This window comes from Halobacillus ihumii (genome assembly GCF_902726645.1).
Taxonomy (GTDB): Bacteria; Bacillota; Bacilli; order Bacillales; family Halobacillaceae; genus Halobacillus_A; species Halobacillus_A ihumii.
The window spans coordinates 2,680,349-2,699,848 of record NZ_CACVAO010000001.1 but is presented as its reverse complement, the minus strand read 5'-3'; the positions used below and the strand labels follow the sequence as shown (position 1 = coordinate 2,699,848).

Annotated in this window: 19 protein-coding genes; 3 read left to right on the top strand and 16 right to left on the bottom strand. The window is 40.3% G+C overall.

Annotated elements, in window-relative coordinates:
• Positions 1–54: 54 nt before the first annotated feature.
• Both G6R08_RS13460 and G6R08_RS13455 read right to left on the bottom strand, forming a co-directional pair.
• Entirely contained in the window at positions 55–1,281 is a 1,227-nt protein-coding gene (locus G6R08_RS13460; protein ID WP_240339824.1) for a Glu/Leu/Phe/Val family dehydrogenase, read from the bottom strand.
• Positions 1,282–1,377: 96 nt separating this feature from the next.
• On the bottom strand, positions 1,378–2,583 hold the full coding sequence (locus G6R08_RS13455; protein WP_163528628.1) for an ornithine--oxo-acid transaminase: 1,206 nt from the start codon (positions 2,581–2,583) through the stop codon (positions 1,378–1,380).
• A gap of 222 nt (positions 2,584–2,805) precedes the next feature.
• Between G6R08_RS13455 and G6R08_RS13450 the strand changes: the two genes are divergently transcribed.
• Positions 2,806–4,209 (top strand): sigma-54 interaction domain-containing protein, encoded by a 1,404-nt coding sequence (locus G6R08_RS13450; protein WP_163528626.1) that lies wholly within the window; start codon positions 2,806–2,808, stop codon positions 4,207–4,209.
• 174 nt (positions 4,210–4,383) lie between these two features.
• Here G6R08_RS13450 and G6R08_RS13445 read toward each other — a convergent pair whose 3' ends face one another.
• The 8 genes from G6R08_RS13445 to G6R08_RS13410 form a co-directional block, all read right to left on the bottom strand.
• Positions 4,384–4,905, bottom strand: a complete 522-nt coding sequence (locus G6R08_RS13445) for a hypothetical protein (RefSeq protein ID WP_163528624.1) — start codon at positions 4,903–4,905, stop codon at positions 4,384–4,386.
• Positions 4,906–5,024: 119 nt separating this feature from the next.
• Positions 5,025–5,477, bottom strand: a complete 453-nt coding sequence (locus G6R08_RS13440) for an SRPBCC family protein (RefSeq protein ID WP_163528622.1) — start codon at positions 5,475–5,477, stop codon at positions 5,025–5,027.
• Complete coding sequence (locus G6R08_RS13435) at positions 5,474–5,818, bottom strand: MerR family transcriptional regulator (RefSeq protein WP_163528620.1); 345 nt, start codon at positions 5,816–5,818, stop codon at positions 5,474–5,476. The genes G6R08_RS13440 and G6R08_RS13435 overlap by 4 nt, the downstream gene beginning before the upstream one ends.
• 718 nt (positions 5,819–6,536) lie before the next feature.
• On the bottom strand, positions 6,537–7,199 hold the full coding sequence (wrbA, locus tag G6R08_RS13430; protein ID WP_240339718.1) for an NAD(P)H:quinone oxidoreductase: 663 nt from the start codon (positions 7,197–7,199) through the stop codon (positions 6,537–6,539).
• A gap of 75 nt (positions 7,200–7,274) precedes the next feature.
• Positions 7,275–7,889, bottom strand: a complete 615-nt coding sequence (locus G6R08_RS13425; protein WP_163528619.1) for an alpha/beta hydrolase — start codon at positions 7,887–7,889, stop codon at positions 7,275–7,277.
• Positions 7,889–8,836, bottom strand: coding sequence for a ring-cleaving dioxygenase (locus G6R08_RS13420; protein ID WP_163528617.1), 948 nt, complete (start codon positions 8,834–8,836; stop codon positions 7,889–7,891). The genes G6R08_RS13425 and G6R08_RS13420 overlap by 1 nt, the downstream gene beginning before the upstream one ends.
• Before the next feature lie 85 nt (positions 8,837–8,921).
• Complete coding sequence (locus G6R08_RS13415) at positions 8,922–9,365, bottom strand: MarR family winged helix-turn-helix transcriptional regulator (RefSeq protein ID WP_240339717.1); 444 nt, start codon at positions 9,363–9,365, stop codon at positions 8,922–8,924.
• Positions 9,366–9,624: 259 nt separating this feature from the next.
• Complete coding sequence (locus G6R08_RS13410) at positions 9,625–10,275, bottom strand: SDR family oxidoreductase (RefSeq protein ID WP_163528613.1); 651 nt, start codon at positions 10,273–10,275, stop codon at positions 9,625–9,627.
• 236 nt (positions 10,276–10,511) lie between these two features.
• Here G6R08_RS13410 and G6R08_RS13405 point away from each other — a divergent pair, with 236 nt between their 5' ends.
• Positions 10,512–11,402, top strand: a complete 891-nt coding sequence (locus G6R08_RS13405) for a fructose bisphosphate aldolase (protein ID WP_163528611.1) — start codon at positions 10,512–10,514, stop codon at positions 11,400–11,402.
• 59 nt (positions 11,403–11,461) lie between these two features.
• Here G6R08_RS13405 and G6R08_RS13400 read toward each other — a convergent pair whose 3' ends face one another.
• From G6R08_RS13400 to G6R08_RS13390, 3 genes are read right to left on the bottom strand one after another with little or no spacing between them, the layout of a single operon-like run.
• The gene (locus tag G6R08_RS13400) at positions 11,462–11,989 is read right to left on the bottom strand and encodes a YehS family protein (RefSeq protein ID WP_163528609.1); all 528 of its coding nucleotides are present in this window, start codon (positions 11,987–11,989) and stop codon (positions 11,462–11,464) included.
• 23 nt (positions 11,990–12,012) lie between these two features.
• Positions 12,013–12,414, bottom strand: coding sequence for a penicillinase repressor BlaI (blaI, locus tag G6R08_RS13395; protein ID WP_163528607.1), 402 nt, complete (start codon positions 12,412–12,414; stop codon positions 12,013–12,015).
• A gap of 53 nt (positions 12,415–12,467) precedes the next feature.
• The gene (locus G6R08_RS13390; protein WP_163528605.1) at positions 12,468–14,246 is read right to left on the bottom strand and encodes a BlaR1 family beta-lactam sensor/signal transducer; all 1,779 of its coding nucleotides are present in this window, start codon (positions 14,244–14,246) and stop codon (positions 12,468–12,470) included.
• 311 nt (positions 14,247–14,557) lie between these two features.
• Between G6R08_RS13390 and bla the strand changes: the two genes are divergently transcribed.
• The gene (gene bla / locus G6R08_RS13385) at positions 14,558–15,487 is read left to right on the top strand and encodes a class A beta-lactamase (RefSeq protein WP_240339716.1); all 930 of its coding nucleotides are present in this window, start codon (positions 14,558–14,560) and stop codon (positions 15,485–15,487) included.
• A 73-nt stretch (positions 15,488–15,560) separates the two neighbouring features.
• Here the strand turns inward: bla and G6R08_RS13380 are convergent, their stop codons facing one another.
• The 3 genes from G6R08_RS13380 to G6R08_RS13370 form a co-directional block, all read right to left on the bottom strand.
• Complete coding sequence (locus tag G6R08_RS13380) at positions 15,561–15,776, bottom strand: hypothetical protein (RefSeq protein ID WP_163528604.1); 216 nt, start codon at positions 15,774–15,776, stop codon at positions 15,561–15,563.
• A gap of 7 nt (positions 15,777–15,783) precedes the next feature.
• On the bottom strand, positions 15,784–17,364 hold the full coding sequence (locus G6R08_RS13375) for a BCCT family transporter (RefSeq protein WP_163528602.1): 1,581 nt from the start codon (positions 17,362–17,364) through the stop codon (positions 15,784–15,786).
• 811 nt (positions 17,365–18,175) lie between these two features.
• A complete protein-coding gene (locus tag G6R08_RS13370; protein ID WP_163528600.1) occupies positions 18,176–19,363 on the bottom strand; it encodes an alanyl-tRNA editing protein in 1,188 nt (395 codons plus the stop codon).
• Between the last annotated feature and the right edge of the window lie 137 nt (positions 19,364–19,500).

Below are 19,500 nucleotides of genomic sequence, written 5' to 3'. Positions count from 1 at the left end.
TCCTCTTTATTGGAATTCCGAGTAATACTCACTTTTCGTATGTCCGTAAAATCTTTATACCCATCCACGAAAACGGGCAGCTTCCGCCATTCTGCGTACACCGACAATATAGGCAGCTAAACGCATATCAACCTGATGCTTCTGAGATGCCGAGTGTACCTTGTCAAAAGCATCTACAATTACTTTACGCATTTTCGTTGCAACTTCTTCCTCAGTCCAGTAGTAGCCCTGATTATTCTGTACCCATTCAAAGTATGAAACCGTCACTCCACCAGAGCTTGCCAGAACATCTGGAACGAGGAGGACCCCACGTTTCGTTAGTATTTTAGTGGCCTCAAGAGTGGTAGGGCCATTTGCGGCTTCTACAACGATAGAAGCCTTTATATTCTTGGCATTCTGCATCGTAATTTGGTTGGTAATGGCTGCCGGTACAAGAATATCGCATTCCTTTTCAAGCAGTTCCTCGTTCGTGATGGTATTCTTAAATAAATTAGTAACTGTACCAAAACTATCACGGCGGTCCAGTAAATACTCAATGTCTAGCCCGTCTGAGTTATAAATGGCCCCCTGAGCGTCTGAAATGCCAACAATTTTTGCACCCGATTCATGCATGAATTTTGCCAGGAAGCTTCCTGCGTTTCCAAATCCCTGGATCACAACATGGGCTCCTTCTAATTGAATTCCCCTTTTCCTGGCTGCTTCCTCAATACATATCGTCACACCGCTTGCTGTCGCTGTTTCCCGACCATGGGAACCGCCTAAGACGACTGGTTTCCCCGTAATAAAACCTGGAGAGTCAAATTCACGAATTCGACTGTATTCATCCATCATCCAGGCCATAATTTGTGAATTGGTGAATACATCTGGAGCTGGAATATCTTTTGTTGGTCCAACGACTTGACTGATTGCCCGAACATATCCGCGACTCAAACCTTCTAATTCCCGAAAAGACATCTCGCGAGGATCACAAATAATGCCGCCTTTCCCTCCACCATAAGGTAAATCTGTAATGCCACATTTTAAACTCATCCACATCGAGAGTGCTTTTACCTCTTTCTCATTAACTTCCGGATGGAATCTGACACCGCCCTTTGTTGGCCCGACAGCGTCATTATGCTGGGAACGGTAGCCGGTGAAAATTTTAATATTCCCATCATCCATCCGAACAGGAATGCGAACCGTAAACATTCTCATTGGCTCTTTCAGTAATTCGTAGGTTTCTTCAGGGTAACCCAAACTCTGAATGGCTTCTTCAATAACAATCTGCGTGGATTTGAACAAATCGAGCGACTCTGCTTCCGGACTATTCTCTAGCTGTTTGTTGTTTAAAAGATCAGTCGTTGCCAATATTCTCACTCCTATGAAATATATCAGTCTTTATTTGGATAGAACCTGAGTAATTTTTTCAATTGCCCAATCAAGATCCTTCTGCTTGATTACGAGCGGTGGTGCAAAACGGATGACATTTTCATGTGTTTCCTTGCACAGCAGTCCTTGTTCTTTTAACTTTTCACAATAAGAACGGGCCGGCTCATGCAATTCCACACCAACAAAAAGTCCCTTGCCGCGAATTTCTTTAATTACTGGATTATCAATTTCTTGCAGCTTTTCTTGAAAATACTGACCAAGCTCAAGGGAACGATCTACAAGTTTCTCATCTTCAATTACATCTAATGAAGCAACTGCTACAGCACTAGCAAGAGGATTTCCTCCAAAGGTAGAACCATGTGAGCCTGGAGTGAAGACGCCTAAGATATCCTCGTCTGCTGCAACGCAGGAAATCGGCATCACACCACCGCCAAGAGCCTTCCCGAGAATGTACATGTCAGGATGAACATTCTCCCAGTCACAGGCGAACATTTTCCCTGAACGGCCTAGACCTGCCTGTATTTCGTCTGCAACAAAAAGAACATTCTCTTTCTTACATGCCTCATAGGCTTCTTTCAGGAACCCTTCTGGCGGCATAGCAATTCCTGCTTCTCCTTGAATTGGTTCAAGTAAAAAGCCTGCAGTATTTGGTGTAATAGCCTCTTTTAATGCATCGATATCTCCATAGGGAACCAGTTTTATCCCTGGAAGAACGGGGCCATAGCTATCATGACCATCTTGTTCGGATGACAACGAAACAGCCGTCATCGTTCTCCCGTGAAAGTTGCCTTCGCATGCGATAATTTCAGCCTTCCCTTCAGGAATACCCTTTTTCTCATATGCCCAGCGACGGATGGTTTTCACAGCCGTTTCAACCGCTTCAGCTCCTGTGTTCATCGGTAGAACCATATCTTTATTCGTTAATTCAGTTACTTTTTTGTAAAATGGTGCAAGCTGATCGTTATGGAAAGCACGTGATGTTAACGTGACGCGATCGGCTTGTTTTTTTAACGCTTCAATTATTTTTGGATGTCTGTGTCCCTGGTTTACCGCTGAGTATGCGCTTAACATATCCATATAGGTGTTGCCCTCAGGATCTTTAACCCAGACACCTTCAGCTTCTGAGATAACAATTGGGAGCGGGTGATAATTATTTGCCCCATACTCTTCCGTCTGATTTATGATTTCCTTTGTTTTTACAGTTGTATTAGTCATCTAACTCCTCCTTGAAATATATATATAATGGTTTCCACTTTACTTACCATGCAATTTTCATGCCAACATTTTGATCTCTTGAATTGATGCTATTTTCTTAACCAATACCCTACCAACATGCAATATCATTTTGCACTTTTTATAAAAAGGGAGATAAATATGCCAAATTATTTTGCAGATCACCCATTACTCTATTAATATATACATAAAGGAGGAGTTACTATGGACGAACAAGCTTTAATAGGAATGAACGAACTTTACGAAAAACTCCTTGATGAAGTCGATGTCGGCATTCACGTTATTAACGAAAAGGGAAAAACCATCATTTATAACAAAAAAATGATGGAGATTGAATCAATGACAGGCGAAGATGTCCTTGATAAAAATTTATTAGACGTCTTCATGTTCGATAAAAGTCAAAACAGCACACTAGTCAAAGCACTAAAAACCGGAAAAACAACCAAGAACGTCAAACAAACCTACTTCAATAATAAAGGGAAGGAGATCACAACGGTCAACAACTCCTTCCCTATCATAAAAGATGGTAAAATTACGGGAGCAATTGAAATGGCGAAAGATGTAACTCATCTTGAACGTGTCATTAAGGAAAACGTGCTTCGTAAACAAAATACAAAGTTTACCTTTGAAGATATTATCGGGCAAAGTGATTTGATGGAATCGGTTATTGAAGAATCGAAGCGGGCAACTCGTACGCCTTCTTCTGTGCTCATAGTAGGAGAAACGGGGACGGGAAAGGAATTATTTGCCCAGAGTATTCATAACGGCAGCAGCCGCTCCGGTGCACCTTTCATATCTCAAAACTGTGCAGCTATACCAGATAATTTAATGGAAGGTCTGCTATTTGGGACTAAAAAAGGAGCATTTACAGGGGCCATCGATAGACCCGGGCTGTTTGAACAAGCAGATGGCGGCACATTATTACTGGATGAAATCAATTCGTTAGACCCCGCTCTTCAGGCAAAATTATTAAGAGTGATTCAAGAGAAATCAATTAGAAGAGTTGGAGATATGAAAGATAAATATGTAGATGTACGCATCCTTGCTACACTAAACGAAGATCCATTAGAAGCTGTAACGAACAACCGATTAAGAAAAGATCTCTATTACCGCCTTAGTGTCGTTACTTTATTTGTCCCTCCGCTCCGACACAGAAAAGAGGATATTTTACTGCTTGGTCAGAGTTTCATAAATAAATATAATGCTTTATTTAATATGGATGTCAAAGGGGTAGATGAAGATGTAATACAATTGCTTCAACAGCATGACTGGCCGGGAAATGTGAGGGAATTGGAGCATACGATCGAAGGGATAATGAATTTAATTATGGGAGAAGAAATCATTACATTGCAGAACCTACCTGTACGGTTTCGTAAAAGGTACCAAGCAAATGAAGCACCTTCTTCTCAGAGTGAACAGCTCCCCCTGGCTGCTATGTCTGAATCTGAACAAGGAGCAAAAACGTTACAGGATAAAGTAGCAGAAGTTGAAGTGTCTTATATTCAACAAATTCTGACTGAAAATGATCATAATATTTCAAGGTCCGCAAAAATTCTTGGCATCAGCAGACAAAGTCTTCAATATCGCTTAAAAAAGTTTAATCTATAATTCATTTATTATTATTAACTACAATAAAAGCTCCCACTAAAGGAGCTTTTACAGCTTATGGAGAACCCCTGTTTTTCTGCAGGCGGCAATAGCGCAGCCCCCATGTGCAGCTCTTTTGAATCTGCAAAGCTACGCTCAACCTTCTCTTCTCTCATGCGGTCTAACCACTTTCCTTCATTGGAAATCCGGTGGAGAGGTATTTTTAATTTGTTTCAAAGTATTATCCATCTCTGTTTTAATCATGTTCATAACTTCTAAATTAGGTGAACGTTCATCCATCATATAAACGAGTTCATATGATATATAACGGTAACCTTCTAACAATTTATTAAAAACCTTGTAATCTTCAGGATTCATTTGTTTAATATCAAGAGTCGCATCGATACCATTTATGTTATCCGATATATAGCGACCGACCTCTTTCGAGACTTCTTTATCAAAGTTTGTTTCAATCACCATCTGGACTTTGGAATCAATTAATTCAAATTGATCTATAAATTGTTGCGAAATAATTTTAAAATAGTCGTCTTTATCTTTTGTCCTTAGTTTCTCTTGCCACTCAATCATTTTCTTGTTGGCACGTAAGGTGATCAGGCCAGCAATTAATGCCCCCAGAAATGCCCCTATTAATGTTCCGCCGCTTGTAATCCAGGCATCAGGTGATATACAGGTCCAAAAACCTTCACACTGAATCACGTAACTCCTCCCTCATCGACAAAAATAGATTGCTATTTATGATATGAACAGAAGAGAGACAGTATTATCCTGCTTCGTTACGTGTTTCCCATGACGCATAGTTTTTCCGCTAACCAAATTTACCCATTTACTGCCTCCTGTTCCACTCGATCCATAAATTCTCCCACTACTTTATGATTCCCTTTCTTGCCACCCAGCTTAAGCATCGCTCTTCCTACAAAGTTCGTTCCTTTATTACTGCCTTCATAGATAAATTTCGTGCGATTCTCCCCTACTTTTACTAACGTGAAGGTAAGATCGATCTCAAAGGCTGAACCCAGCACAAAGCTAATACGCTTCTTTTTCTTATCTTCCAGATCTTCATACGCCAATGTTTCGACGATATAAGTTTCGACACGCTTTCCTTCACGGTAGCTCTGGCGATGCTTGGCTCCCGCTTCTTCTTCAGTCTTTTCAATAAGTTGATGCTCCTCCACCTTAGGCATGATGCGGTGAATTTGAGCATCGGAAAATAACTCCCACACCTCTTCGATAGAAGCTTCAATGATTCTTTCTTCTTTCCAACTGATCATGGCACGTCCTCCTTTCCAGATGCGAGGAAATCATCTATTTCTTCTACCCGTATCTGAAGTTCCTTTATCTGGTCCTGTATGTTCTTTCTTTTTTGGATTAGCAAATCCTCTAAATGTTCAAATGACTGATCATTCATCACAGCCATCATTTCCTGGATCGTAAAACCAAACTCTTTTAGCTTCACAAGCAGCACAGCTAAAAAGTAGCTACCATCATCGTAATATCGATAATGATTATTAGGGTCTATATAGGCAGGCTCAAGTAATTTCACTTCCGCATAATAACGCAGCGTTTCTCTACTTAGTCCAGTCATGTCCGCAAATTCACTAATCTTGTGCATCCTTCCCCTCCCATTCCATCATAAACTGTGGGGTGCACAACAAGGTCAATACGTTATGTCCATTCCATTCTTTATAAATAGAAAAAAGCGTAAAAACACTTGTATTACTTAAGGTTTTTACGCTTGCCCTTATCTTATTACCAATTATCCTAGTCTGATTATACCACTATTCTGATTCATTTTTGGGCATTGCCTGTCCGTACATATATTACAAGTTTAAAAAAGCTCTAATCTTGGCGTTCCTAAAGGGAACTCAAAAACTTTTTAGTAAATTTTAATAATTCTACAAAACTCGACTGAATTTTCTTAACCACTCCTTTATACTCAGAATTGTGTTTAGAATATTTTGACTTATTGAATCTTTATGCCCCTACAAAATGGAAACTGTTCAAACTTTTTCACACACTACATAACTTTGCACTTAAGGAGGATTGATGATCATAAAACACATCTTTAGTATATTTCAGTTTGTTCATACCAATCGTTCAGTTAAAGATCCTGGAGATCCAGGAATGGGGTAAACATTAGAATTGTTGCTGTTTAATGGCTCTCTACATAACAAAAACACAAACTTCTGGCGAATATGTTCGTGTTTTTGTTTAGGGTACATATACTGTTTTCGGGTATAACTCTAGAAAAGTCATTGTTATGTATATGACATGTGGAGAACTTGAACCCTCCACATGTCTAAGAAATATCTAAGAAATACAGCGTTGAATTATTGTTGACCCTGTTTTACCCAGGAAGCGATTGTAACTGTACGTTTAGCTTGATGTTTAACTGCATCCTCTATATCCTCTTGCATGTTTCCTTCCTGATCAACTGTCACACTAACACCATATGGGTTCCCGCCTGAAGTGAATTGCACAGGATCTGTGTATCCAGGAGCAGCAATAATCGCACCCCAGTGCATCATAGAAGTATAAAGTGCTTTAACTGTCGCTTCTTGACCACCGTGTGGGTTGTTTGCTGAAGACATTCCGCTAACCACTTTATTAATCAACTTCCCATTGAACCAAAGTCCACCCGTTAAATCAAGGAATTGCTTCATTTGAGCTGGTAAGTTACCAAAACGAGTCGGCATGCTGAAAATAATCGCATCCGCCCATTCAAGATCATCTAAGGTGGCTTCAGGAACGTCTTTTGTTGCATCCACGTGAGCTTTCCATGCCGGATTGGACTCAATTGCTGCTTCCGGTGCAAGTTCAGGGACTTTGACCAACTTCACTTCAGCACCTGTCTGCTTGGCACCTTCCTCTGCCCATTTTGCCATTTCATAGTTAGTACCCGTTGAACTATAATAAATAACTGCTAATTTAACGTTTTCCATTGTTGAATCGCTCCCTTTTGTATCTTTTCTAAAAAAATTTAATATTCCCATGTGGTATATCTCCTATTCAATAAAATCAAATGCTTATTTTGCAACTTATTTACCCGAATCTTAAAACTGTTAACTTCACATTTTAAGAGATGTCGCCCTGTACCATTCAGCCGCTTTGTCAATTTCACTTTTTGTCAACTGGTGCCCTTGGTTCTCCCAATGAACTTCTACAAGAGCCCCGGCTTTTTCCAACATTTCAGCTAATTCTTCAGTTTCTTCAGAGCTGCAAATCGGATCATTCGTCCCGGCACCGATGAATACAGGAAGTCCAGTTAAATCAGGTAGTTCGATACCTCGACGCGGTACCATAGGATGCAATAATATGGCTCCCTGTAAAGAGTTTTGGTAGTGAAATAGCAGACTGGCAGCTATATTTGCCCCATTGGAATAGCCAATGGCAAGCATATGGCTGCGATTAAAGTCATGATCATGGGCAGCTGTATCAAGAAATTGATGCAGCTCTTTCGTTTGCTTGATCAAATCTTCTTCATCAAATACACCCTCAGCAAGTCTTTTAAAAAATCGAGGCATACCATTTTCACTTATGTTGCCACGAACCCCCAGAATTGATGCAGAATCATCAATCATCCCCGCGATCGGTAATAAATCGGTCTCTGTTCCTCCGGTACCATGCAGCAAAAGGAAAGTTGGCTTTTCCAAGTCCGTTCCTTTATGATAAATGTGTTTCATTATTGTTCCCCCTTACGTTCTCGTGCAGTTATAGGTGTAAGAACTTCTTCAATTCTTGAGCGATGTGTTTCGAGCCATTGAGGAAGTTTTAACTTTTCGCCTAATGCTTCGAACGGCTCGTCACGTGTGAATCCTGGCGGGTCTGTGGCAATCTCAAATAATAATCCGCCATGTTCCCGGAAGTAAATGGCATCGAAATAATCCCTGTCTTTTACATCTGTCGGGAAGAATCCCTTATTAGCAATATGGGTCTGCCAATCTTTATGGTCTTCAAAGTCTTTTGCTCTAAAAGCAATATGATGAACAGTACCAGCCCCCAGTTCACCTCTTGGGCTTGCCGTTAATTGAATATCAATGATATTTCCTAATTCACCATAAGAACGAAAACGGAGATAGTCATCTTGCTGTCCAACTTTTTCCATTCCCAAGACATTTTCAAGTAAATCTGCCGTTTTGTATGGAGCAGCTGTATTTAAGATCGCCCCTCCAAATCCTTTAATAGCAAATTCAGGTGTCACATTACCGGTTTCCCACCTACTCTTAGGGCCTTCTTCTCGTGCCACGATTTCAAGGTGCAAGCCGTGCGGATCATCAAATAGAAGAAATTCCTCACCAAAACGAGTTTCTTTATTTACCGACACACTGAATGTCAGAAGCCTCTCCTCCCAGAAACCGAGGGCATTTTCAGGGACGACAAATGTAGTTGTACCAACCTGGCCAGTACCAATCCGACCTTGACGGGCGCCCGCCCAGGGGAAAAAGGTCATAATTGTCCCCGGCTGACCATTATCATTTCCAAAATACAAATGGTAAGTGCCTGGATCATCAAAGTTTACGGTCTTTTTTACTAACCTTAACCCGAGAACACCAGCGTAAAAATCAACGTTTTCCTGCGGGTCTCCCACAATCGCCGTAATGTGGTGAATGCCTTCTGTAGCCTTTGTCATGTTCTTGCTCCTTTCGTTTGTATTATGTCGCTTCATTTACTTCTGATTCATTTATCTCGAATTAAAGATATAAGGCTAAAAAAATTTAGTTATCCTTCAAAGAAAGACCCAGCCTCTTTAACAAAGAAATCAGTGTTTTCTTTTCAGTCTCATCCAACTCTTCAAATATATGTTGAACATCTCTTGCATGTTGCGGAAAAATGTCATCCATCAAATTATTGCCTTTATCTGTGATCCTGGCATAAATAACACGCCGATCTTCTGGACATCTGATCCGTTGCAGGAGCTCCTTGCCTTCTAACTTATCAACAACATACGTAACACTGCCGCTGGCAAGCAAGATCTTCTTCCCAATACGCTGTATCGGCTGGTCACCCTTATGATACAGCAATTCCAAAACGGCAAACTCCGTCGGATTCAAATCATGTTTTTGAATAGCTTCTCTAATCTTTTCCTCCACAACATGACTTGCACGAGAAAGGACAATAAAAGATTTTAAGGACAAATCCTTTTCATCATACTGCTTCATGAACATCAAATCCTTAATTAATTTATCTTTAATTCAAGATAAATTTTATAGCAAACTGTTCGATTTGTCAACTAGAAGAAAAACAGCCTAATATATCGATTAAAGCATCAATAAATTAGACTTTTATTATTGACCAGTCTGAATGTTTATCAAAATAATCTTTTTAAGAGAGGTTCAAGGGTTACTTTTGGGCACACCAAAAGAAGACAATTCACCACATCGGCAAATTGTCTTCTCTAAATGAAGCGTCCTTTTTCCCTTAGACGAACGGTACGGCTTCCTTAATACGTTTCGTTCCACTCACTACCTGAAATTCCTTACCGACCGTTGACTCATTTTCCAGACTGGCCACGATAACATGTGCCACATCTTCCCTAGGAATTTCAGCTCGGTTCACTTCGTATGCAGCCTCTACCTGACCTGTTCCTTCATCATTTGTTAACCGTCCAGGATGGATAATCGTATAATCCAAATCCGCTGACTTTAACCACTCATCTGCATAATGCTTGGCCGCAACATATGGTGCAAAGGACGAAGGAGCCGCCTGGATAGCTTCACGCCTCGTATCAAAAGAACTAATCATGATGAACCGTTTTACCCCAGCAGCTTTAGCTGCTTCCATAGTTTTCACAGCCCCGTCCAAATCAATTAAAATGGTTTTATCCGGTCCTGTGTGCGGTCCAGATCCTGCAGTAAACACGACTGCATCCACACCCTCCGCCGCTTTTGTAATCGTTTCGGTCTCTTGTTCCAGATCTGCTACTACAGTTTCCGCCCCTAAATTTTCAAAAAAGGAGGCCTGCTCCTGCTTACGAATCATGGCTTTTGCTTCAAGGTTATCACTATCCTTAATAAATGAAACGAGATGTTTTCCAATTTGACCATTTGCTCCAACTACAAGTACTTTCATTTTTTCCATCCTTTCAAATTAAATTAGTTCAATCACGTTACGATTAAATACTTGCTTCTTTTTATCGTAAATGGAAATGATTGAAGATGTCTAGAACTTCACCTCGCCATTTGATCCTCCGTGACATTTTGTGCAAGAATGACAATATAGATCATTTATATGTTATATACGAAGAGATAAGGGAAAGAGTATAAATGGACTTTGTCTTGAATGACTAGAAAAAGGAGTGGAAGGTAATGAACAATAAGCAATTCGATAAAATCAAGAATGGCAAAGGGTTTATCGCTGCACTCGACCAAAGTGGCGGAAGTACACCGAAAGCATTAGCAGGTTATGGTGTACCGGAAGATTCTTATTCTGGCGAGGATGAAATGTTTGATCTGGTTCACCAAATGCGGACCAGAATCATCACGTCACCAGCATTTAATTCCGATCATATTCTTGGCGCCATCCTTTTCGAGCAAACGATGGACCGCGAAATCGAAGGCAAATATACAGCAGATTACCTTGCTGATAAAGGAGTTGTGCCTTTCCTCAAAGTCGATAAAGGACTAGCTGAAAAGGAAAACGGTGTACAGCTCATGAAACCAATTCATGATTTAGATGAAACCCTAAGACGTGCTAACGAACGGAATATTTTCGGTACCAAAATGCGCTCTGTTATCCATGAACCAAACCAAAGTGGTATTAAGGCTGTAGTCGACCAGCAGTTCGAAGTCGGAAAACGCATCATCGCTTCTGACCTTATCCCGATCATTGAGCCAGAAGTCAATATTAACAGTGAAGATAAAAACAAATCGGAGGAAATCCTTCGAGAAGAAATTATTAAACACTTAAATGACTTATCAGAGGATGAAAATGTGATGCTGAAACTCACAATTCCAACAACGGCCAATGCCTATAAAGAATTGATCGAGCATCCACGCGTTGTTCGGGTCGTCGCTCTTTCAGGCGGCTATTCTCGCGCAGAAGCGAATGAGAAGTTGAAAGAAAATGACGGGCTCATAGCAAGTTTCTCCCGTGCGTTATCCGCTGACTTAAATGCCAATCAATCTGAAGAAGAGTTTAATACCGCATTGAAAAATGCCGTTGATTCAATTTACGATGCTTCTGTTAATAAAAGATAGTAATAAAAAGGTGCGAGTACGACGATGTACTTGCACCCTTTTTTATTTGCCCGTCCCTCTTATCCTCTATATTTTAACGCTAACCCTTTTAAGAAGTTCCTGGCGTACTTATCCCCGCATTCTTTGTAATTCTTGTGTCCTTCTTTTCTTAACAATGCGCTTAATTCCCCTTTTGTGATCGTGACCCCTGCTTCATCTAAAATATCGATTATATCCTCACTCGTTAATTTCAGTGCTATTTTCACTTTTTTTAACATGACGTTATTAACACTTGAATGATTCTTTATAGACCGGTCAGGTTTATTCGATTGTCCAGGTTTTGGATCCTGTTGTCCTCTTTTAAAAGTAATCATGCCATTTAAAAAGGACTCTAGCATACTATTCGTGCACTTTATATGCTCTTCATTTTCCGGTATATCATCGTTATAGTCGTGGTCATCATCGGAACTGTCTTCCGATTTAGTGAGTACCTTTAACACGTCTTCTTTTGTGAGGTCAACGCCGCCAAGTTTAAATATTTCTATCATATCTTTATCTTTAATATCCAGGGCATATCGTAATCTAATTAATATATCATTATTATCCATATATAAACCTCCAATAAAAGTCTTTAATCTTCATCTTTTGATTCCCTTTTTTTAGGCTTTTCATCTAACATCGAACGTAATTCTTTAATATCCTCTTCTGACAAAGAATCCTCCTCGATGAACTGCACCAGCATTGACTTTAACGTTCCGCCGTAAATTCGCTGAATAAATGACTGTGCCTCAGCGCGCTGACACTCATCTTGTGAATAAAGCGGATAAAAAGTATAAACCCTCCGATCTTTATTGACACCGATCACCTTTTTACGGGAAAGACGATCCAACAGAGTTCGCACGGTTTTCGGCTTCCAATCCGTCTGCTCCTGCAGGGAGGATATCACTTCATTGGCCGTTTGTGGAGCATTTTTCCAAAGTACATGCATAACTTCCCATTCTGATTCGGAAATATTCGGGATTTTCTTTGTCATCCTTATCCTCCCTCCTTCTTTTGGACTCATATGAAATCAAACTACTTATTCTTTTATTCCTTTATGATTCCCTTATCCCTCAAAATCGATAACGCAATTGCTGCCGCCTTGCTTCCATAACTATTATCTTCGTTTTGTATATTGGTTGCAAAGAAATAAGTATTGTCCTCACTCTCTACATACCCAATAAACCAACCGTTTATATTCTTGCCATTAACATTGCCAGTACCGGTTTTCCCGAAGAGTCTTGCATCATCGTATTCCTCTAATAACAGGGAGTCTTTTACAGTTTGGATATTCTTTTGGCTGAACCCAAACTGGTTGGTATAAAACGCCGATAACAATTGTACCTGTTCGACCGGAGAAATCTTTAATGAAGATTCCAGCCAATAGCCTTTGCCGCCGGAAAGATCACGGTTTCCATAACCTATTTGTTTCAAATAAGCTTGGACGGTATCCCGCGGCATTTTTTGGTCCAATTTCTTAAAATACCAGGTTACGGAATTTTCCATGGCTGTCGATAGGTTTTGATCCGAATTCCAAGATTCATAAGGATATTGCGTTCCGTTCCATTTCATTGTGGAATGATTACTTGTGATGACCCCTAACTCTAATCCCATTAATGCGGTATAAATTTTGTAAGTAGAATTTGGGGAAACTCTCAATGTGCTTTTATCTTTATTATAGATGGTATATTGATCATCTTTCATGTTATATAACACGAAGCTTCCATCATATCCGCCAAAATATTCACCTAAATCATCGTAAATCGTGTGTTCAAAATTAAAATCATAACGGTCATTACCTGTGGCCATTGCAGAAATAAATGGGAGCTGACTTGCTACAAATATCCCTGCAAGAGTAAAAATTGATATACTCTTCAGCTTCAGCCACTTCGATTCCATCGTATAGGATGCGATTCTTTCAATTCTTTTTTTAATTTGCTGCTTGGGACCATTCAACTGATTGGACCCAGTAAAATTCTTCGAATACGAGGGTACATCCAAGAAACTAATAATCGTATTCCCATAATCGGCATAAGAATTTTCATCCAACGATTTTAAAACAGCCCTGTCGCAGGCAATTTCTCGATCTATCCTCATTTCTTTAAAAGCAAACCAAACAAGTGGATTAAACCAGTATAAAATTTGAAAAATGATAACAAGGTAATTCGTTGCGATATCTTTGTATTTATAATGATGTAATTCATGCATGAAAATGTATTTGATATTTTCTATAGACGTTCGTTCGTCAAGGTGCCTCGGCAGCACAACATAGGTCTTAAACAGTCCAAACGTCATTGGAGATTTGACAAGCGGTGATTCTCCTACGAATAAAGGTTTAGATATATTTAATCGATGCTTACACCGTTCAAATAAGTGTAAGAGTTCTTCATTGTTCAGGACAGTTGTCGTGTTTCTAATTTTCTTTAGTTTGAACCATGCATGCAGGGAAAGAGCAGCCATGACCAGCATTCCTGCAATCCAAATGCTGGCTAACGTGATATTCAGGAAATCCAGATTGAGCCGATTAACTGATACCGTAAAATCCTGCATCCAATTTTCGTTACTTAGCCCTAGGCCTTCACCCGTGTTGACAGAAGGATTACTGGTACCATTACTATGATTTCCATCGAATGATATAAAAAAATTTTCAAAATGAATCCATTGCTTCGGCAGAAATGGAAGTGTCAATGCGATTAACACTAAAAACCATAGATTGTACTGCCATTTCGCTGAAAGGTGTTGGAAACATATTTTCTTAATCAGCATAATTATCACTATAGTAAAAGAGGACACTATAAAACTTGTAACGAGATGAGTGAAGAACATTCCTCCAACCTCCATTTTCCAAAGCTATGGGTATTAAAGTTTAACAGTTTATGATTAGTTTATCATTTTCCGATAAAAAATGGTGAATCCTAAGAGATTATGAGCTCTTTAGTCTTTATCTGAAAGAAAATAGATATCCCTATTTCAACTTAAAAAGGTTTGACATTTCTTTGATTACAATTGTAGTATATGACTACAGTTGTAATCAACAACGAGTTGAAAGTTAAGGGAGGGTTGATTTCTAAGAAAAAAGACAGTTAAGTTTTCAAATAGAAATTAAGTGAAGAAACTTACAGAAAGAGGGTATCAAGTTGAAAAAAACATATAAATACAAATTCAGCATGCATAAGTTCACACTGTTTGCATCGTTGCTCACACTAGTTACACTCAGCGCTTGCATGAATGCAGACAGTTCGACCAATGCCTCACCTAAAGAGGAAAACAAAGCTGGCCAAACAGTTAAAACAGATGAAAAGTTTTCCAAACTCGAGAATGAATTTGACGCTCAACTCGGTGTCTACGCGCTCGATACGGGCACGGATCAAACTATCGAATATCAGTCAGAGGAGCGTTTTGCCTTTGCATCCACTTACAAGGCTTTGGCCGCAGCCATCGTGCTGCAGCAGAAGTCCAAGGATGAACTTGAGGAAGTCATTACCTACACAGAGGATGATTTAGTAACCTATTCTCCGGTCACCAAAAAGCACGTGGATACTGGGATGACACTTTTGGAACTAAGCGAAGCGGCTGTTCGAACCAGTGACAACACCGCGGGGAACCTTTTATTTAAGGCACTAGGAGGTCCTAATGAATTTGAACAAGCTCTAAGGCAAATCGGCGATAACGTTACCCAGGCAGATCGAATCGAACCGGATTTAAACGAATTCACCCCGGGAGATACGCGAGACACGAGCACACCGAAAGCTCTCGCCACCAGTCTAAAAGAATTCGCAGTCGGCGACTTGCTTTCAAATGATAAGCGTGAACTATTCACGGATTGGCTAAAAGGCAATGCTACAGGAGATGCGCTAATACGTGCAGGAGCACCTGAAGGTTGGGTGGTTGGTGATAAGAGCGGGGCCGCAAGTTACGGAACGAGAAATGACATTGCAGTGGTATGGCCGCCAAACAGAGAACCAATTGTCATTGCGATCATGTCCCACCGTGATCAGGAGGATGCCCAATATAACGACGAGCTGATAGCTCAAGCTGCCGAGATCGCACTTAACGCCCTCTTATAAGTAATATTTATAACTTTTTTAATTAGCCTAAATCCTTTGATTTATAAAGAATTTAGGCTTCATTGCTATATTTCTATGGTACTATCTGAACAATCGAATAACCGACCCCAGACCTCTCTTTTTCCTCGGCTTCTTTTTGTTTATCTTCTTGTTTGTCTTCCTCTTTTTTGATACTTTCTGTTTTGATGACAAACTGTACGTTCTTAACCTTTTTATTTTTAGATGAAACAAATGAGACGGGTTCAAATCTGAAAATAAGAGCGACCTTCTCATAATGAAGGTCGCTCATTTATTGATTAATCTGAGTTGTAATCTTCAATTTGTTTCTGAATTCTGTGGTGACGTTTTTTCTCTTCTTCACGCCTGGTTTCTTTGTAGTCTTCACGTAACGATTTGAGCAACGATACACAAGAAATAAACAGGACGATGGAGAACGGCAATGCACCGATTAGCGAGGCGGTCTGAAGTCCATTTAACCCAGCACTTAAGATTAAAATAATGGCCAGTGCGGCAATTAATGTACCCCAAACGACTTTAACTACACCGGAAGGGTTCGTATCCCCTTTTGAACTCATCATTCCAAGTACGAATGTTGCGGAGTCCGCAGAAGTGACTAAAAAAGTGAACAATAAACAAATGGAAAGAACTGATAAGATCGTACCGAATGGTAAATTCTCCAGCATGCTGAATAAAGCAGTTGCTTCATTCTCCGCAACAGCACCAGCGATGTCGGTTCCGTGGAAGAGGTCTAAGTTGATGGCTGTTCCTCCGAAGATTCCGATCCAAATAATTCCTATAGCAGGCGGAGCTACCATAACGCCGAGAACGAATTCCCGAACAGTACGTCCTTTGGATATTCGTGCAACGAACATTCCGACAAACGGCGCCCAGGCAATGGTCCAGGCCCAGTAATAAATTGGCCAATCCTGTACCCATGTACTCCCCGTGTACTGATCAAGTCGTAAACTCGCCTGGAAGAAGTTCTGCAGGTAGTCACCGACTCCCATCGTAATAGTATCGAGTACGAAGCCTGTGGGTCCGATAAGTAATACAGCAATCATAAGAAATAGAGCGATGCCTAAGTTGGCATTACTTAAGTATTTAATTCCTCGATCTAGACCTGAGAGGGTGGATAACATAAAGAAAATAAACATAACGAGAACAATGATAATCTGTGTGACACCACCAGTTGGTGCATTAAACACGCTGCCAAGTCCACTGTTAATTTGCAGAACACTTAAACCAAGCGTTGTTGCAACGCCCATTACGGTTGCTACGATCGCGATAATATCAACCGCATTCCGAAACGGCTTTTTGCCTGTGCTTCCTATGACTGAATTCATCGTATCACTAATCAAGCTTCTTTCATCCTGACGGTAGATAAAATAGGAAAGAGCAAGACCTACAAACGTAAATGAAGCCCATTGATGGACTCCGTTATTAAAGAAAGCATTCCACATAGCTACGCGGGCTGCCTCTGCAGATTCAGGTTCTATGCTGGGATCAAAGGGAGGTGGGGTGCCAAAATGGGTCATTGGTTCTGCTACTCCCCAGAATACGATACTGACCCCAAACCCACAGCTGAAGAGCATCGCGATCCAGGTAAAAAGAGGGTACTTCGGTTTAACATCATCTCCACCTAAACGAATTTTCCCATATTTACTAAAAGCTAAGTAGAAATTAAATAGAACTAAAAATAGCACAAATACTAAGTAAAACCATCCAAAAGTGTTCGCAATAAAACCATAGATATTTTCTGCCTGTGAGGCAAGGGCGCCAGGAGCTAATGCTCCCCATAATGCAAACAGGAAAATTATGGAGAAAGAAATCCAAAAAACTCTATTCATGAATTTCCAGTTTTTCTGTTTTTTATCCATTACAAGTCTCCTTTAGGTAAAAATTTAAGGTTATTATGTTATCGATTTTTATAACTTCTTCCTCTTATTTAGAGACATCAACCCCATTTGTTAAAGTATTATGTAGTATCCATACCCTGTTTTCACAATTTTCATGTTAGTAATTTTGAACCACTATTCTGACGTTCGTTAACAAGAGTTCTATAGTTTTAATTAAATGGGGGGAGAACGAACAGTTTACTCACCCACAGAAGTATAAAGAACAACCAACCCTATACATTTTCACCATAAACTTCAAGTGTACTGGAAGTTTAATTTTTATTGTAACATGAATTTTCTATCTTTTTTAGTCCTTTCTGTTGGCCTGTCACCTTGAATACTCTGTATTGTGAAACGGTATGTATTCAAGATTTATTTGCTTATAGTTTTACTAACTCATTTAATAACACCCCCGTTAAGTTAGAGGCGTCTATTGAAAAATTTTTTAGGCAAAGGCCGTTTTTCCCATCAAGGGATGGGCAGCGAGAATGTTCACTCAGAGCTGTGTACCACTTGTCATATGATTGTAACCTTCATGTCTTGTCGAAAAATCAGTCACTTCGTCTTCAGAAGACGTGTCTATTTCCCGGGAAATTTCCTCGAATGCATCATATTTTGTAAGTTCATCCCTCACGGTACCAATAAGGCGATACTTTTCGACATGCTTGTCTTAGTATTCTGGCGAAGGAAGCTAAGCAGGAACTAATTCATGTCAGCAATCGTAAGTTATGGGGGTAATTATCCATTTTCCTTCTTTTTACTCAAGAAGATTAATGATCTTCCAACCCCAACGTTATAAAAGGTCCTTAGCTCGATCAGCAAAAACATCTCCGTCCATGAACTTTTTCCCGCCTCCTTGAACGAAATTCGGTTTGCCCCCGCCTTTTCCTTCAATTAGGGGCATAATTTGTTTGGCTATTTCATTCATATTTTGATTAATGTTTTCCCCATGAGCCAGTACAAACTGGAGTTGGTTTTCCTGTTCACTGATCAGAATAAGATAAGCATCAGGTGTTTCTTGTATGATGGCTTTTCCGAGTGATTGGAGTGTTTTGACAGGCCGGTCTTGGAAAACGCACTGAATCACTCGACCCTCCTGGAACTCTGAAATAATATCACGTGCCTCATGTTGCAACAGGTGTTCTTCAAGCTCAGCGATTTTCTTGTCTTTCTCCTTGCTTGACGTGATCAGCTCATCGACTTCCTCTACAAGCTGTTGTTCTGGTCTTGGAACAAGCCGCTTCATTTCGGTTAATATCCGGTGTTTTTGTTCAAGCTTTTGCAGCACTCGATAACCGCAGACGAACTCCAGGCGAACCTGTTTCTTGTTTTTTGTCCATCCTAGAAACTTGACAGCCATAACCTCGCCAGTGGAGTGCGGGTGAGTTCCTCCGCATCCGTTATAATCAATATCTGGAATGATGACAAGCCGGACATCTTCTTTAACTGCGAGCGGTTTGCGAAGCGGGTACTCCGCTGCCTTTTCTGCGGACATCCACTTCGATTTAACCGGATAGTTATCCCGAACGACCTCGTTCACTTGCCTCTCCACCTTTTCCAAAAGGTCTGCGGAAAGATGTTCCGTATCCAAATCGATCGTTACTGTATCTGTTCCTAAATGGAAGCTCGTTGTTGGAATCCCAAACTGATCATCGAAAACAGCTGAAATGATGTGCTGTCCACAGTGCTGCTGCATATGATCGATACGTCGCTCTTGATCGATGCTTGCTTGTACATCTTCTGTCTCAGCGGGAAGTTTTTCTCTTGTGTAATGACGCACCTCGCCCTCTAATTCTTCTACATCCATCACTTCAAATCCATTCAATGTTCCTGTATCGTGCGGCTGCCCCCCGCCAGTCGGGTAAAACGCCGTCTCTTCCAGCACCACATAAAATCCACGCTCGTCTTTGTCTATTTTTATAACCTTAGACTCAAATTCCATTTTATAAGGATCTTCGTAGAAAAGTCTTCTCGTCGTCATTGTAAATCCTCCTCTATTTTCCTAAAGGTATCGTAACATGTTTCTGCTATAGGAGGGATGTTCCTGCCTTTGTTAAAAAATGTGCATGATAAAATAAAAGCGCCTGATCCCCGCTGCGTTAAAATGCTATGCAGTAG

Bases quoted from the DNA above. Each gene is read 5' to 3' on its own strand.
- blaI (WP_163528607.1), bottom strand. From the start codon at position 12,414: ATGACAAAGAAAATCCCGAATATTTCCGAATCAGAATGGGAAGTTATG.
- G6R08_RS13435 (WP_163528620.1), bottom strand. From the start codon at position 5,818: ATGCACAAGATTAGTGAATTTGCGGACATGACTGGACTAAGTAGAGAA.
- wrbA (WP_240339718.1), bottom strand. From the start codon at position 7,199: ATGGGAATATTAAATTTTTTTAGAAAAGATACAAAAGGGAGCGATTCA.
- G6R08_RS13400 (WP_163528609.1), bottom strand. From the start codon at position 11,989: ATGGATAATAATGATATATTAATTAGATTACGATATGCCCTGGATATT.
- G6R08_RS13425 (WP_163528619.1), bottom strand. From the start codon at position 7,889: ATGAAACACATTTATCATAAAGGAACGGACTTGGAAAAGCCAACTTTC.
- G6R08_RS13410 (WP_163528613.1), bottom strand. From the start codon at position 10,275: ATGAAAGTACTTGTAGTTGGAGCAAATGGTCAAATTGGAAAACATCTC.
- G6R08_RS13390 (WP_163528605.1), bottom strand. From the start codon at position 14,246: ATGTTCTTCACTCATCTCGTTACAAGTTTTATAGTGTCCTCTTTTACT.
- G6R08_RS13420 (WP_163528617.1), bottom strand. From the start codon at position 8,836: ATGACAAAGGCTACAGAAGGCATTCACCACATTACGGCGATTGTGGGA.
- G6R08_RS13405 (WP_163528611.1), top strand. From the start codon at position 10,512: ATGAACAATAAGCAATTCGATAAAATCAAGAATGGCAAAGGGTTTATC.
- G6R08_RS13455 (WP_163528628.1), bottom strand. From the start codon at position 2,583: ATGACTAATACAACTGTAAAAACAAAGGAAATCATAAATCAGACGGAA.
- G6R08_RS13450 (WP_163528626.1), top strand. From the start codon at position 2,806: ATGGACGAACAAGCTTTAATAGGAATGAACGAACTTTACGAAAAACTC.
- G6R08_RS13415 (WP_240339717.1), bottom strand. From the start codon at position 9,365: ATGAAGCAGTATGATGAAAAGGATTTGTCCTTAAAATCTTTTATTGTC.
- G6R08_RS13370 (WP_163528600.1), bottom strand. From the start codon at position 19,363: ATGACGACGAGAAGACTTTTCTACGAAGATCCTTATAAAATGGAATTT.
- G6R08_RS13440 (WP_163528622.1), bottom strand. From the start codon at position 5,477: ATGATCAGTTGGAAAGAAGAAAGAATCATTGAAGCTTCTATCGAAGAG.
- G6R08_RS13380 (WP_163528604.1), bottom strand. From the start codon at position 15,776: ATGAGCGACCTTCATTATGAGAAGGTCGCTCTTATTTTCAGATTTGAA.
- G6R08_RS13375 (WP_163528602.1), bottom strand. From the start codon at position 17,364: ATGGATAAAAAACAGAAAAACTGGAAATTCATGAATAGAGTTTTTTGG.